11 protein-coding genes are annotated in these 14,006 nt (G+C 65.4%); 5 read left to right on the top strand and 6 right to left on the bottom strand.

Features of this window, described 5'->3' with window-relative positions; translation table 11 throughout:
- From QP996_RS03985 to QP996_RS03975, 3 genes are all read left to right on the top strand, one after another.
- On the top strand, positions 1-2,740 hold a 2,740-nt coding region (locus QP996_RS03985), incomplete at its 5' end, for a Rib/alpha-like domain-containing protein (protein WP_284871355.1).
- Between the two features lie 14 nt (positions 2,741-2,754).
- Positions 2,755-5,175: a zinc metalloprotease gene (locus QP996_RS03980; RefSeq protein WP_284871354.1), complete on the top strand. Its 2,421-nt coding sequence runs from the start codon at positions 2,755-2,757 to the stop codon at positions 5,173-5,175.
- A gap of 50 nt (positions 5,176-5,225) precedes the next feature.
- Positions 5,226-6,281 (top strand): NAD(P)-dependent alcohol dehydrogenase, encoded by a 1,056-nt coding sequence (locus QP996_RS03975; protein ID WP_284871353.1) that lies wholly within the window; start codon positions 5,226-5,228, stop codon positions 6,279-6,281.
- Here QP996_RS03975 and QP996_RS03970 read toward each other — a convergent pair.
- The gene (locus QP996_RS03970; RefSeq protein ID WP_284871352.1) at positions 6,278-7,075 is read right to left on the bottom strand and encodes a hypothetical protein; all 798 of its coding nucleotides are present in this window, start codon (positions 7,073-7,075) and stop codon (positions 6,278-6,280) included. The genes QP996_RS03975 and QP996_RS03970 overlap by 4 nt on opposite strands.
- 145 nt (positions 7,076-7,220) lie before the next feature.
- Here QP996_RS03970 and QP996_RS03965 point away from each other — a divergent pair, with 145 nt between their 5' ends.
- On the top strand, positions 7,221-7,580 hold the full coding sequence (locus QP996_RS03965) for a DUF2200 family protein (RefSeq protein WP_284871375.1): 360 nt from the start codon (positions 7,221-7,223) through the stop codon (positions 7,578-7,580).
- On the opposite strand, the gene QP996_RS03960 is transcribed toward QP996_RS03965, so the two are convergent.
- The 4 genes from QP996_RS03960 to QP996_RS03945 all read right to left on the bottom strand — a co-directional run bounded on the left by QP996_RS03960 (position 7,577) and on the right by QP996_RS03945 (position 11,980).
- The gene (locus tag QP996_RS03960; RefSeq protein ID WP_284871351.1) at positions 7,577-8,164 is read right to left on the bottom strand and encodes a TetR/AcrR family transcriptional regulator; all 588 of its coding nucleotides are present in this window, start codon (positions 8,162-8,164) and stop codon (positions 7,577-7,579) included. The genes QP996_RS03965 and QP996_RS03960 overlap by 4 nt on opposite strands.
- A gap of 2 nt (positions 8,165-8,166) precedes the next feature.
- Complete coding sequence (locus QP996_RS03955; RefSeq protein ID WP_284871350.1) at positions 8,167-10,524, bottom strand: MMPL family transporter; 2,358 nt, start codon at positions 10,522-10,524, stop codon at positions 8,167-8,169.
- Between the two features lie 54 nt (positions 10,525-10,578).
- Positions 10,579-11,709: a DUF8462 domain-containing protein gene (locus tag QP996_RS03950; protein ID WP_284871349.1), complete on the bottom strand. Its 1,131-nt coding sequence runs from the start codon at positions 11,707-11,709 to the stop codon at positions 10,579-10,581.
- Between the two features lie 85 nt (positions 11,710-11,794).
- A complete protein-coding gene (locus tag QP996_RS03945; RefSeq protein ID WP_284871348.1) occupies positions 11,795-11,980 on the bottom strand; it encodes a hypothetical protein in 186 nt (61 codons plus the stop codon).
- 122 nt (positions 11,981-12,102) lie between these two features.
- On the opposite strand from QP996_RS03945, the gene QP996_RS03940 reads away from it, so the two are divergent.
- Positions 12,103-13,608 carry a DASS family sodium-coupled anion symporter gene (locus tag QP996_RS03940; RefSeq protein WP_284871347.1) on the top strand — a complete coding sequence of 502 codons (1,506 nt, stop codon included), beginning with the start codon at positions 12,103-12,105 and terminating at the stop codon, positions 13,606-13,608.
- Here QP996_RS03940 and QP996_RS03935 read toward each other — a convergent pair whose 3' ends face one another.
- Positions 13,609-14,001 carry a hypothetical protein gene (locus tag QP996_RS03935; RefSeq protein WP_284871346.1) on the bottom strand — a complete coding sequence of 131 codons (393 nt, stop codon included), beginning with the start codon at positions 13,999-14,001 and terminating at the stop codon, positions 13,609-13,611.
- Positions 14,002-14,006: the final 5 nt, after the last annotated feature.

Genomic DNA, 14,006 nt, shown 5'->3' with positions numbered 1-14,006 from the left:
GGTGACTGATGGTGTACCGGCCGGGTACTCGGTTTCTGGTGCGCAGCAGAAGAATGTCACGACGGCGGGCGTGACGGACGTGGATTTCTCCACGACGCGTGAGACCGGCAGCGTGTCTGGTCGGGTGACTGATCCGGACGGCAATGGTGTTGCGAATGTAACGGTGACTGCCGGCGGCAAGACGGCTACTACTAATGCCGACGGTGTCTACTCGATTGCTGATGTGCCGACTGGTTCGGTGTCGGTTGAGGTGACTGATGGTGTACCGGCCGGGTACTCGGTTTCTGGTGCGCAGCAGAAGAATGTCACGACGGCGGGCGTGACGGGTGTGAATTTCTCCACGACGCGTGAGACCGGCACCGTGTCTGGTCGTGTGACCGGTCCGGGCAGCACAGGCGTTGCCGGAGTAACTGTCAAGGCCGGCACAGCAACGGCGACGACGGACGCTAACGGCATGTACTCGATTCCTGGGGTGCCCACGGGCACGACCACCATCGAGGTCACAGCGTTGCCTTCGCGGTATGTACTGCCTACGTCGCAGCAGCGGAACGTGACGGTCAATGGGGTCCAAAACGTCGACTTTCCTCTCGAGCTAAAGCCGACCCCGACGCCGACTCCGAAACCGACGACTTCTGCACCCACCCCGACGCCGACACCCGAACCGACGACTTCAGCACCGGCACCGAAGCCGTCGCCCACGACGTCTGCCCAGCCGACGACCTCGAAGCCGTCGCCCACGACGTCTGCTCAGCCCACGACGCCGAAACCGACACCGACGTCCACTACACCTAAACCATCGCCGACTCCGGCCCCGGCCCCGCCGTCGACGCAGCCGCCGGCGCCGACGGTCGGCTCCGTGGCCGGCAAGGTCGTCGACCCCGCAGGCAAGCCGGTGCCGGGCGCGACTGTCACGGCGCACGACGCGCGTGGCAAGACCCACTCCGTTTCGGTCGCCGCGGACGGGAAGTTCCAGCTCACCGATCTGCCGCCGGGCGACTACACGGTCACCGTCGGCGTGCCCAAAGGCCACGTCGCGCCGCCGCCCGCAAATGTCACCGTAAAGGCGGGGGAGCGGGTCCAGCTGCCCGGTTTCGTAGTCACCCCGGAAAAGCCGAAGGCCCAGTTCAACTGGGATCGCGTGGTGGTCAAGCCTGGCCAGACCCAGGTCACCGCGCCGACTCGCACCGGCGACACCACAACACCGCCGAACTTCCGCACGACCGCCGTCACGCAGGTCAAGCCGGACGGCACCACCACTGAGCTCCCGGCGGAGGAGAGCTGGATTTCGGTGGAGGGTGACGGCACGGTCGTCGCTAGGCCGCCGCGCAACGCCGAACCGGGCGAGTACCGCGTGGAGGTCCAGAACGACGCGGGCGAGACCCACACCATCACCGTCGAGGTGGATGAGCCGACCCCGATGTCGCAGCAGCACGAGGTGCGTTTCCCGCTGATCCCGGTGCCGGCTGGGGCGACTCGCCAGGCCGGTCGCCCGCGCGCGACTGTTACGGACGGCCCCTTCGTGTACGCCGATCGCCGCCTCCCGGAGGGCACCCGCTTTGAAGTGGACCCGGCTTACGCGGACTGGGTTCGCGTCGATAACAACGGCCGCCTCACCTTCACCCCGCCGAAGGACGCGGCACCCGGCATCCGGGAGATTCCGGTGAAGGTGACGTTCCCGGACGGTTCTTCCCGCACCTACGCCGCTGAGGTGGAGATCGGCGATCCGCTTCTCGCGGACACCACCGAGCTCGGCTATGAGGAGGGCTTGTCGGTGCGCCCCGGCGAGGGCATCACCGTGCTGCGTACCGGCGCGAAGGTGTTGCCGGAGGGCACCACGTTTGAGGTGGATCGCTCGCAGCCGCTGGGCGATTGGGTCGCCATCGTGGACGAGCACACCGGCAACCTGCGCGTTTTCGCGCCACAGCAGGGTGAGGTGAAGGTGCCGGTCATCGCCTACTTCGCCGACGGGTCGTCCGCAGAACTTACTGCGAGCGTTCGCGTATCGACGAGCTCCGCCCTCTCCGCCGCCCATTCCCCCTCGTACGCCGATGTCTCGGCAGCGCCTGGCGGCACCGCGACCGTCAAACTGAGGGGCTCCGTGCCGGCTGGCACCACGTTTGCTGTGGTTGATGGCGGGGGGCTGCGGGACGTGGGCGTCGATAAGCAAACAGGCGCGCTGAAGATCGAGCTTCCCGCCGACGCGCAACTGGACACCCCGTACACGGTGACGGTGCGCGTGCGCTACGCGGACGGCAGCACCGAGGAGATCACCGTGCAGGTCACGGCAGCATCGGAGGCGGCGCGCTTCACCCCGCGAGTGGCTGGGGTGACCGCTGAAGTCGGCGAAGCCGCAACGGTGCGCACCGGGCTCAACCACAACGCCAAGCTGGCGGAGTTCGACCACGACGGCTGGCAAGTGTTCTACGACCGGGCTACCGGCGAGCTCACCGCGAAGCCGAACAGCGACGTGCCGGTGGGCACGGTGCTGAAGGTGCCGATGAAGGTGACGTTCCCGGACGGATCGACAAAGATTGTGGAGTACGCGTTCACCGCCACCGACACGCCTGCCCCGGCGGCAAAGCAGAACCGGACGTCCTCGGGTTCGTCCGACGGATCGTCGGCCTTCGGCGGATGGATCGCAGTGGTACTCGGCCTGCTCGCGATGATCGCGGGTGTGGGGTACGCGGCCTTCCTCAACCAGGACGCCATTCGGGCGCAGCTGAAACACTACGGATTTTAGAAAAGGACACTGACATGAAGATTTCGAAGAAAACACTGGCAGTGTCCCTGTGCGCTGCACTCGCGGCGACCGCCGCACCTATGGCGCCGGTCGCCGACGCGAAGGTCACACTCGGCACCACTCAGCCGGATGCGACCGTGAGCAACTCCAGCGCCACCGAGCCGTTCATCAACGGCTTCATCACCCCGCGTGGCACGGGCCGGTTCGACTACTCGCACCCCGCGTCCCAGGCGGACAACCACCAGTTCGACACCTCGATGGAGGTGCGCACGAACGGCGACGTGGTGGTTCCCGACCTGTATGCGAAGCCGAAGGTGACCACCGACGGCACCGCGGACGTGCTCACTTACACCCTGCAGCACACCGACTTGCTTATCACCCGCACTTACCGCATCGACGGCGGCCAGGTCGACGCCACCGTGACGGTGGAAAACACCGGGCAGAACGCGGCTAATGTGGGCATCGACCTGGACAACGCGCTGCCGATGTACGCCGGCATTACCGCCAACCAGGATGGCGACCGCCTGGTTATGCAGCCGAAGGCCGGCGGTTACATCACCGACGTGCGTTTCACCGCGCCGGACATTGTGGCCACGGGTGCCACCAAGGCGGCGGCTCTTTCGGGCGCGAACAACGGTGTCAAGCACCAGGCGGCGAGGTGGGAGCGCACGGTGGCCCCGGGGGCGTCGATAAGCGCAGGCATGTCCGTGGCAATCAGCACTCAGGACTCGGCCCTCGACACCGACGGCGACGGGCTGCGCGACTCCTGGGAAGCCGAGGGGCTCAGGCTTGCCGACGGCACGTACCTGCCCATCCACCGCTGGGGCGCAGACCCCGACCGCAAGGACCTGTTCCTGCAGGTCAATTGGATGAAGTCCGAATGGGAGACGATCGGCTGCGACCGCACTGAAAGCTTCGCCGCCAACCTGTCCGAGTTCGCGGAGTTCGCCGCCTGCGCCACCGCAAACACGAAGAGCTACGCGCCGAACCCGTCGATGCTCAAAGAGCTGGAAGACCTATTCGACGATAACGGCATCAACTTGCACATCGACGCCGGCAAGAGCTACGTCAGCGAATCCATGGCCAGCATGACCAGTGGCGAGCGTAAGGGCGGGGCCACCGAGGATTACACCGCGGAGTACTTCGGCGGCCTGGACGAGCAGGGCCGCACTAAAAAGCTGGAGGACCAGGCCGAACGCTTGCTTGGCGCGCGCCGCTCTGTGTTCCGCTCCGCGCTGATCGGCACCCGCTTCGACGAAGGTGCCAAGCGAAACGTCACCGGCTTGGGCCAGGTCAACGGCTCTACTTTCTTCGTCTCCGGCGACGTGACCAACAGCGATGAGCTTCTGCGTAACACCATCCTCCACGAGTTCGGCCACACCCTGGGGCTGATGCACTGGGGCCGCGAAACCCGCGACAACACCGCCCAGCGCTTCGTGCGCTTCGTGGACACCAAGGACCCGTCGGTGGAGTTCTACCGCCCCGGATACGACTGGCTGGGCTCCTACAAGTCCACCATGAGCTACGCCTACCAGTTCTCCGAGTTCAACTTCTCCGACCAGGATGTACGTACCTCCGAGAGGATCCCGAACGCCGACGACAAGTCGCGCTACAAGCCGGAGGACAGCGATTTCGATTACGTCATCCCGTCGGATTGGGACAACCTGCTGTTCAAGACCGAGTTCATCGGCCAGGGCGTGCGCGATTACGACGACGCCATCGACGCCCCCGATGCCCCGGACGTGCTCGCCGACGAGGAGCGCGCCGAGGTCAACGAGCTCATCTCCGCCGCAGCCGCGACCGGGAAGAACGACGGCAAGGTCGGCTTCAGCCTCGCCCGCAACCTGAATAACGACAACGGCATTGTCACCCACGCCGACACCAACATCATCAAGGGCGAGCTGCGCAACTTGGGGTCCACCGACGACACCTTCACCGTGGTCGCGGACTACGGCGTTGGCCAGTTCAAGGACAGCTACTTTGCCAAGGGCGATTCGAACTACATCACGCCCGTGGACATCGAGGTCTCCCCGGCAGTGTTCATCGACAACCCGGTGGTGCCGCTGCACGTCACCGTGTCCAACTCCGAGGGCGCCCAGGTATTCAACGACACCTTCAACGTCTCCGCGCTCGAATACACCCCGGAGGAGATGGACAAGGTGCTCAAGGAGGTCCTCGCCTCCGACGCGGACGAGAACCTGAAGACGTTCGCCCGCCAGCGCCTGAAGGCCGCGAAGGTGGAGACTTCGACTGCGACGGCGAAACCTGCGCCCGCGCCGGCGCCTACGCAGAAGAAGGCGGAGCCGTCGCAAAGCGAAAAGCCCTCGGGCAGTTCCGAGTCGCCCCTGGCGATTGTGATCGGCGTGCTGCTGGGCCTTATCGGCCTCGGCGCGGCCGGGTTCGGCTGGGCACACAGCCAAGGACTGCTTCCGTAGTTACGCTGGGTGGGGCAGGTTGCCTATCGATGACCAAAGGAGCCCCACCCATGAAGGCCATCCGCTACACCGACTACCAGACATTCCCGCAGCTCGTTGAGGTAGACAAGCCCACCGCCGGCCCCGGCGAAGTGGTGCTGAAAGTCGCCGCCTCGGGCGCATGCCACTCCGACGTCGCCGTGTTCCACGACTTCGTCGAGGGCACCAACCCGCTGTGCGCCCCGCAGTTCACCCTCGGCCACGAAGTCGCTGGCTGGGCGGACGAGATCGGCGAGGGCGTCGACGGCATCGAACGCGGCGCCGCGTACGTGGTCTACGGCCCGGTTGGCTGCGGCTACTGCCGGTTCTGCATGATCGGCCAGGACACGTTCTGTGAGAACGTCGCCGAGGTCGGCTACCTGGGCATCGGCTTGGGCCGCGACGGCGGCATGGCGGAGTACGTCGTCGTGCCGGCGCGCAACCTGGTGCCGCTGGGTGACGCGGACCCGGTGAAGGCCTCCGCGCTGGCCGATGCGGGTTTGACCCCGTACCACGCCATCAAGCTGGCGTTGCCGAAGCTGAACAAGGCGGGCTCGTCGGCGCTGGTGATCGGCCTGGGCGGACTCGGGTTGCTTGCCGTGCAGATCCTCAAGGCGATGACAGGTGCGACGATCATCGCCACCGACACAAAGGAAGAAGCGCTGCGCGCAGCGGAGAAGTACGGCGCGACCACCGTGGCCTCCGGCGACGATCAGGCCGCGAAGATCCGCGAACTCACCGGCGGGCGGGGAGTGGACGCCGTATTTGACATGGTCGGCATCGGCCCCACCGTCGAGACCGCGATGAAGTCTGTGGCCACGCAGGGCCGCGTGTCCATCGTCGGCCTTGGCGCCGCCGGCAGCGATTACGGCTGGCAGTGGTACAAGGAGCCGTACGAGGCGGAGCTGGTGAAAACCTACTGGGGCACACTTCCGGAACTCGGCGAACTGGTTGCGCTGCTGCAGCAGGGGCACTTGGAGCCGCAGTACACCACGTACTCGCTGGACGACGGGCTGGATGCTTACCAGAAGCTCGTTGACGGCCAGATTGCCGGCCGCGCAATCATTGTGCCCAACGAGCGCTTCTAGGACGCCCGCTCGCCCCACCACCGTTCGAGGTACTCCAGCGCTTGGTCGATGGCGTGGTGGGTGTCCACCGCCTCCATCGACGGCAGGCCCTCGGAGCGGAATTGCGGTCCGAGGTCCTTGAACGGGCTGATCGTGCGTTCTTCGTGCATGGCCGTGTGGATGGACTCCAGGATGTCGTTGATCCTGCGCGCCACGATTTTCTTCTGGGCGCGGTTGAAGGTGGGCGGGGCGAACGGGTTGTCGTCGATGAGCATGTGCCCCGAAAGCTTGCCCACGCGCGGGTCGAACGCGAATACCGCGACCGGGAACGTGAAATCGGCGTTCATGTTTGGGCGGAACTCGATGCAAAACGTGGTGTAGAGCGCGTTGTCCTGCGAGTCCTGCAGCATTGCCACCGTGGCGGTAGTCATGTCCTCCGCCTGGAACGACGCGCGGCGCTTCAGCGCGAACGCGGGGTCTTGCGGGTCCACGATTTTCACGGTCTTGTCGTCGAGCGCGACGAGGATGCGGCCCAGCTCGGCGACGACGTTCGCGGCGTCTTCGGGCGAGTACCACTCGGGCGCTTGCGGGCTGCCGGGCTGCAGCATCGCGAGTTCGACCTCGTGCGTGTCGATGTCGTGCACGATCACCGCGACCTTCAGGCCGGTGTCGATGACGTAGTCGGCGTCGAGGTGGCAGGCTATGTCCTCGTCGAAGTATGGGTCGTCTTGCTCGATGCCGAGGTCGTCGGCCAGGTCCGCGGCCTCTTCGTCGTAGGTGTCCAGGTAATACAGCTCGTAGGTGTCAAATCGCATGGATCCCCCCTAGGTGTCGTGCGGCAGCCCCCTGCTCCCGCTTATCGACGACACTAAAGCCACCCACGCCCCGCGCACAAGAGCCTGAATGTCCATGAAAATGCGCAACGGCGAGGGAACCGCGGTAGGCGATAGGGTGGCGGACATGGATGAACAAGCGAAGCTGGAGCGGGTCTACGCGTACCCGTTCGGCGACATTTACAACAACTACCTGGCCAAAGTGGAGCGCAAGGGGCATACCCGCGACGAGCTGGACGACGTGCTCGGCTGGTTCACCGGCCTTGCGCCGGCGGAGCTGGAAGCGGAAGCCGAGTCGGGCAAGACGCTGCGCGAGTTCTTCGAGACGGTCGCGCTCAACGCGAACGCCGACTTGATCACCGGGAAGGTGTGCGGCGTGCGCGTCGAGGAGGTCGAAGAGGACCTCATGCGCAAGATCCGCCAGATGGATTTGCTTGTCGACGAGCTCGCACGCGGCAAGAAGATCACCAGCATCAAGCGCGGCTAGCGCATGTCGCGCAGCACCTCGAATGCGCGGCGGACCAGCGCGCGGCCGTCGTCGGGCGTGCGCGGCTCCGGCAGCGCCAAGTAGGCCTTCACCGCGGTGGCGCCCGCGATGCCGTAGGCGTTGAGCAGCGCCTCCGCGTCGAACGCTGTCGCGCCGGGGGTGCGCCCGCGCACAGCCGCAACCAGCGGCTGCCCGATCGCGCGCATGGTCTCCTCGGCGGGGGGAGTGGCGGATTCAGCGCGGGTACGGTCGCCCAGGAGTACCAGGGTGGATGCGGAGTACAGCTCGAAGCCGTCCTCCTTGAGCGCGTCGACGATGATCGTCTCGATGGCTTCTGCGGCCGAGAGCTCCTCCGGCAGCGCCGCGATCTGCTCGGCGATGGCGGCGAAGACCTTGCGCAGGAACTCTTCGAGCGCCTCGTCAATGTCGGCGAAGTAGTTGTGGAACGTCCGGGCGGACACGCCCGCCCGCTCGGAAACCCGCGCGACGGTGGCTGCGGCCGTGCCCTCCTCGAGCAGCAGGGCCGCGGTTGCCTCCGAGATGGCGCGCCGAGTCGCCGCCTTCTTCTCTTCGCGCAGGCTCATGGCTACACCGTAACCGGCTCAGACTGCTGCGACTGCGACTGGTGCAGCTTCTCGCCCTCGATGTCCAGGTTCGGCAGCGCCTTGTCTAGCCAGCCGGGGATCTTCCACGCGCGGTCGCCGAGCAGGTACATTGTGGCCGGGATGAGGGTCATGCGGACCACGAATGCGTCGATAAGCACACCTGCGGCGAGCGCGAAGCCCATGGCCTTGATGAACGGCTCGTCGATGAGCACGAACGCCGCGAACACCGAGATCATGATCAGCGCGGCCGCAGTGACCACGCGCGCGCCGTGCTTGTAACCGTTGGCCACCGCATTGCCGGCGGTCTTGCCGCGGGAGACGTAGCCTTCGCGCATGCGGGTGACCAAGAAGACCTGGTAGTCCATGGCCAAGCCGAAGGTCAGGCCGATGAGCATGATGGGCAGGAAGGACAGCAGCGGCTGCGGGTCCTCGATGAGCCCGAACATGCCCTCCTGGAAGATGGCCACGGTCACTCCGAAGGTCGCCGCCATGGACAGGCCGAAGCCGAGCGCGGCGATCAGCGGCACCCAGAAGGAACGGAACACCAGCATCAGCACGATGAACGCGAGGCCCAAGACGATGGCGATGTAGGGCACCAGCACGTCGGAAAGCATCTGCGAGATGTCGTCGAAGATCGGCGTGATGCCGGTGATGCCGAACGTGGCGCCGGTTTCGTCCTCGAAGGGCTGCTTGAACTCGCGCAGGCGCTCCAGGGTGTCGGTGGTGGCCTGGTCAGTCGCGCCGGAATTCGGCGTGATCAGGATCTGGGCGGCGTCGAAGTTCTCGGTGGTCTGCACGATCTGCGCGTTGACCACGCCTTCGGTGCCGGCGAAGTCCTGCAGCAGCGTCTGGTAGGCGCCCATGCGGTCCTGCTCAGCGACGTTCGCGGTGTCCACGTAGGCGATCATGGGGGCGTTGCGGCCGTGGCCGAAGGCGTCGTCGATCAGCTCGTACGCCTCGCGCTGCGGGGAGCCGAGCTTCGCGGTGCCGTCCGTCGGCATGGCCAGGCGCAGGTTGGCGGCGGGGATGGCGAGGATGCCCAGCAGCAGCACGCCGGCGAGGAGGTTGAGCCAGGGGCGGGCGCGGATCTGGCGGGCCCAAAGCAGGCCCATGGTCGGCTTCTCGTCCTCCGGGTCCGGCACCTTCGGGCCGGGGATGCGGATCGCGAACGCGCGTGTGCCCAACAGGCCGAGCAGCGACGGCAGGAACGTCAGCGCCACCAGGACCGCGATGGCGACCGTCGCCGCGGCGGCCAGCGCCATGGTGGTGAGGAACGGGATGCGGATGATCGACAGGGCCGCAAGCGCGATGAGCACCGTCGTGCCCGCGAAGACGACGGAACCGCCCGCGGTGCCCAGCGCCATGCCCATGGCGTGGGCGCGCTTCGCCTTGTCCATCTTCTTCAGTTCTTGCGCCAGTTCCTTCGGCGTGAGGTCATTGAGGCCTGACGACGAGATCAGCTCGTTGCGGAAGCGGGCGACGATGAACAGGGAGTAGTCGATGCCCACGGCAAGCCCGATCATGGACGCCAACGTCGGGGTCATATCCGAGATCGAGTCGGTGAACAGGGTGCCCATCTGCACGCCGAGGATGCCCACGCCCACGCCGACGACCGCGGCGATCAGCGGCAGACCCGCCGCGACCAGGGAACCGAAGGTGACCAAAAGCACGATCGCGGCGACGGCCATGCCGATCAGCTCGGAGGTGCCGTCCATCTCGCCAGCGCTGCTGAACGCGTTGCCGTTGTACTTCACGGTGAGGTCCGAGTCGTCGTAACGCTCGAGGATGCTTTCGACCTCGTCCAGGGTCTCATCCGGGATGTCCATGATTGTGTCGTCGGTGAACGTGATGGACACGGTGCCGGTGGTTTCGTCCGGGCTCAGCGGCGACAGGGCTGCGAGGTCGGCGTCGATCTGCTCCTGCGGCATGCCCTGGGCCGCCTTGGCTTCGCCCATCTGCTTGGCCATGCCGCCGGCGGCGAGCACCGGGTTGACAATCGCCTCGGGTTCGCGGAAATCGCCGGTGGCCTTGAGCTCGTCGAGCATGGCGTCGACCTCAGCCATCACCTCCGGGTCCTTGAGCGTCTTGCCTTCCGGCGCCTTGATCACGACGCTTCCCGACGGCACGCTCATCGCGTCCTCGTCGGTGCCGAAACGCTCGTTCATCTCCTCCTGCGTGACGGTGGAGTCCATGTCAGGCATGGAAAACGTCGGGCTAGGGGACTTTGCAAAGTTCACGGCGCCGAAACCGAGGGCGCCCAAAAGGATCAGCCAAACGGCCAAAAACGGCCAGACTTTTTTGTATGACCAGCTGCCGAGCCGGTAGAGGAATTCAGACATGTTGCACACAGTACGCAAACTTGCGCAGTGTGTGCAATATTTGCGGGTGGGGTGCTAATCCCAGCCGGTGTCGCGCGTGGCGCGCTGGTTGAGATGGTGGCCCATGTGGGGAATGACGAAGTTGAGCACGCCCCGGCGAGGGGAGTAGATCAGCTCGCGGTCGATGAGCTTCTGTCGCACCATGGACACTTGCTGTACTCGTTTGCCTAGGTGCTGCGCGATAGCAGCGCTTGGCACCGCTTGTTGGCCCTCCTGTACCTCGGCCATCGCTTCGAGGTATTCGAGCTCGGCGGCGGGCAGGTGCAGCAGCGCTGGTTGGTGGACCAAATCGCCCAGTGTTTTCAACACGTCTGGGGTCACTGCCGCGAGGTCGTCGTGGGAGACAGGCTGGTCCCGGTGGCTCGCGCGTTCAAACAGGTGGTAGCCGAGGAGCTGGATGAGAAATGGGTAGCCGCGTGTCAGTGCCGCGGCGTCCGTGAGTACCCCGTGGGGGATCTCCACGCCACCTTGCGCGGCGGTATCCTGAAGCACCGTCAATGTTTCAGTCGGTGTCATTGGTGCGAGCTCGGCGTGTTGAGCGCGGCGCAGAAACGTGGTCCCCGGGTGCTGTAGCAGCGACTCCACACCGTCGGGTAATCCGGCGGCGGCGAAGGCGATGTCGCGCCCGTCCCGGCGCAGATCCTGCACCGCTGCCGTGAGTTGCCACAGCTCTTTAGCGTTGACACTTTGGACTTCGTCCAGAGTGATCAGTACGCCGGATTCGGGCGGCAGCTCGTCGCAAAGCGTGTTCAGCGAACCGATCAAGGAGGGGGCCGGCTTGTCGTCTGGGGCGGCGGTGGTGGAAAACCCGCCGATGCCGGAGACCGTCACCCCCGTGATGCGTCGCCGCTCTGGGTCCTGCTGTCGCACCGTGGCGAGCGCTTGCGGGATAACGGTGGCAACCAGCGGTTCGATCAGCTCGTACGGCTGAGCGCGTAGCACGATCCAGCCATGGTCGGCGGCTTCGTCTTCGAGCTCGTTGAGCGCGACCGTCTTACCGATGCCACGCGGCCCCGAGACGAGCAGGGTTCGCCGCGGGTCGCCGGCCCCGCCGTCCAGGCCGGCGCCGAAGTTGCGTGTGAGGCTGTCGTCGCCGCCGAGCACGACGGGTGAAACGCCGAACGTGGGGATGAAGGGATTACGCATCCGTGTCTCCTTGAGTCTTTATACTCTTTATACACGCGGAGCTTTTTATACTCTTTATACACCCAGCTCGGCGGCGGTTTTTGTATTACAGCAGCACGGAAACGCCGCGAACGATCGAGTCCCACAGGCCGATCACGGAAAAGCTGAGGTCAGAAAGCGATTCCTGCCAGGACGCGGGCAGGAAATTGTTGGTGATGTCGGTGGTCAGCATGATGCGCAGATCCTCCGCGCCGTGGTGCATGTTGTAGGAAAGCTGCGAGCTCAAATTCATGCCGACGATGCTACGCCCGCCTCTCGACGCACCTCCGGCTAACCGTACGAACATCCCATTTTGCAGGCCTTATAGGAGTGACTAGCGTCAGGTATATAACAACCGAATCAAGGAGGGGCACCGTGACCACAGCAGTCACACCTGCAGCTAGCACAGAGCAACAACCCGCGGAAAAAGAACGCAACACCGGCAAGATCATCGCGTTCGTCTTGGCGTTTGTGGCACTCGGCGTGGTGGTGATGCTGCCGATCGCGGGCCTGGCCATGCCGGCGAAGATCGCACTCGGCATGCTGGCGTTCGCCGTGATTATGTGGGTCACCGAGGCGGTGTCCTACTCGGTTTCCGCCGTGATCATCGTCGGGTTGATCGCGATCATGCTCACATTCGCCACCGACCCGGAGACCGGGCAGGCGGTCGGCGCGTCCAAGGGCCTGAGCATCGCGATGAGCGGCTTCTCGTCCTCCGCGGTGGCACTCGTCGGTGCGGCGCTCGCGCTGGCCACGGCCATGCAGGCCACGGGGTTGCACCGCAGGCTCGCGCTCTACGTGCTCAAGACTGCGGGCGAGAAGGTCTCCAACATCGTCATCGGCGCGATTGCTATCTCCATCATCCTGGCGTTTTTCGTCCCCTCCGCGACGGCGCGTGCCGGCGCCGTCGTGCCGATCCTGATGGGTATGGTCGCCGCGTTCGGCTTGGCCAAGGAGTCGAAGCTGGCGGCGCTGTTGGTGATCACCGCGACGCAGGCGGTGTCCATCTGGAACGTCGGCATCAAGACCGCCGCGGCGCAGAACCTGGTCGCCGTCGGCTTCATCGAGGACCAGCTGGGCCAGACCGTGTCCTGGGGTCAGTGGTTCCTGTGGGCCGCGCCCTGGTCTGTGCTGATGTCGATCGCGCTGTTTTTCATCATGCGCTGGGCGATCAAGCCGGAGGCTGAGGCGATTGAGGGCGGGCGGGAGCTCGTCGAGAAGCAGCTTGCAGAGATGGGTCCGATGACCGGCGCCGAGAAGCGCCTCACCGCAATCGCTGTCGCGCTGCTGCTGTTCTGGGCGACCGAGGGTGTGCTGCACCCGATCAGCTCCGCCACCATCACCATCGTCGCGGTGGGCATCATGCTCACCCCGATTATCGGCGTGATGGACTGGAAGTACGCTCAGGAGCACATCAACTGGGGCACCCTGGTCGTCTTCGCCGCCGGTATCTCCCTGGGCAAGTTCCTGCTGGACACGGGCGCGGCAACCTGGCTGTCGGAGGCCACGTTTGGCGCCTTGGGCCTCGCATCCATGCCGATCGTTGCCACGATCGCGCTGGTGAGCCTGTTTAACATCCTCATCCACCTGGGCTTCGCCTCGGCGACCTCGCTGGCGTCCGCGCTGATCCCCGTGTTCATTGCGCTGGCGGCCACCCTGGACGTGCCCAACAACGGCATCGGCTTCGTGATCATCCAGCAGTTCGTCATCTGCTTCGGCTTCCTGCTGCCGGTCTCCGCACCGCAGAACATGCTGGCCTACGGCACCGGCGCGTTCACCGCCAAGCAGTTCCTGCGCACCGGTATCCCGCTGACGATCGTGGGCTACCTGCTCATCCTGCTGCTGTCGGCAACCTACTGGAACTGGATCGGTCTGCTCTAACTACTCCACAATCAGGCCCAGGTGCAGCGCGGAAAGTTCGTGCTCGCCTGGGCCTTTCGGCAATTCGGCGAGCTCTTTAGCGGTCGCGGGCGTCACCGGAATGATCCACCCGAGCTTCGGGTCCAGCACCGGCACGGCTTCGCGCTCCACCGGCACGAAAGTGACGTCGCGCTCGCCTTCGTGCCGCAGCTGCACCGCGCCGCCTGCAGCAATGCGCTCAAGCGCGGCCGCCGAGGTGGTCACGATAACCATCTTCTCCTCGGTGTCGGGGGAAAGTTTCGCGGTGTGCACTGCAAGCCTATCGACGTCCAAAGGTTCAAACCGGTCCGGAAAATCCACCAGCGGCGTATGCCCGAGGCCTAAAAGCTGCCGTGCGCGACTGAGAAGTCCCATGCCCG

Source organism: Corynebacterium sp. MSK008 (assembly GCF_030232585.1).
Classification (GTDB): domain Bacteria; phylum Actinomycetota; class Actinomycetes; order Mycobacteriales; family Mycobacteriaceae; genus Corynebacterium.
Note: the sequence above shows the minus strand (reverse complement) of the source record. Positions and strands in the feature narration are given on the sequence as shown.

What these genes read in the sequence shown, in the direction of transcription:
- QP996_RS03955 (WP_284871350.1), bottom strand. Translation starts at nt 10,524, where the DNA reads ATGTCTGAATTCCTCTACCGGCTCGGCAGCTGGTCATACAAAAAAGTC.
- QP996_RS03975 (WP_284871353.1), top strand. Translation starts at nt 5,226, where the DNA reads ATGAAGGCCATCCGCTACACCGACTACCAGACATTCCCGCAGCTCGTT.
- QP996_RS03945 (WP_284871348.1), bottom strand. Translation starts at nt 11,980, where the DNA reads ATGAATTTGAGCTCGCAGCTTTCCTACAACATGCACCACGGCGCGGAG.
- QP996_RS03980 (WP_284871354.1), top strand. Translation starts at nt 2,755, where the DNA reads ATGAAGATTTCGAAGAAAACACTGGCAGTGTCCCTGTGCGCTGCACTC.
- QP996_RS03935 (WP_284871346.1), bottom strand. Translation starts at nt 14,001, where the DNA reads ATGGGACTTCTCAGTCGCGCACGGCAGCTTTTAGGCCTCGGGCATACG.
- QP996_RS03960 (WP_284871351.1), bottom strand. Translation starts at nt 8,164, where the DNA reads ATGAGCCTGCGCGAAGAGAAGAAGGCGGCGACTCGGCGCGCCATCTCG.
- QP996_RS03950 (WP_284871349.1), bottom strand. Translation starts at nt 11,709, where the DNA reads ATGCGTAATCCCTTCATCCCCACGTTCGGCGTTTCACCCGTCGTGCTC.
- QP996_RS03970 (WP_284871352.1), bottom strand. Translation starts at nt 7,075, where the DNA reads ATGCGATTTGACACCTACGAGCTGTATTACCTGGACACCTACGACGAA.
- QP996_RS03965 (WP_284871375.1), top strand. Translation starts at nt 7,221, where the DNA reads ATGGATGAACAAGCGAAGCTGGAGCGGGTCTACGCGTACCCGTTCGGC.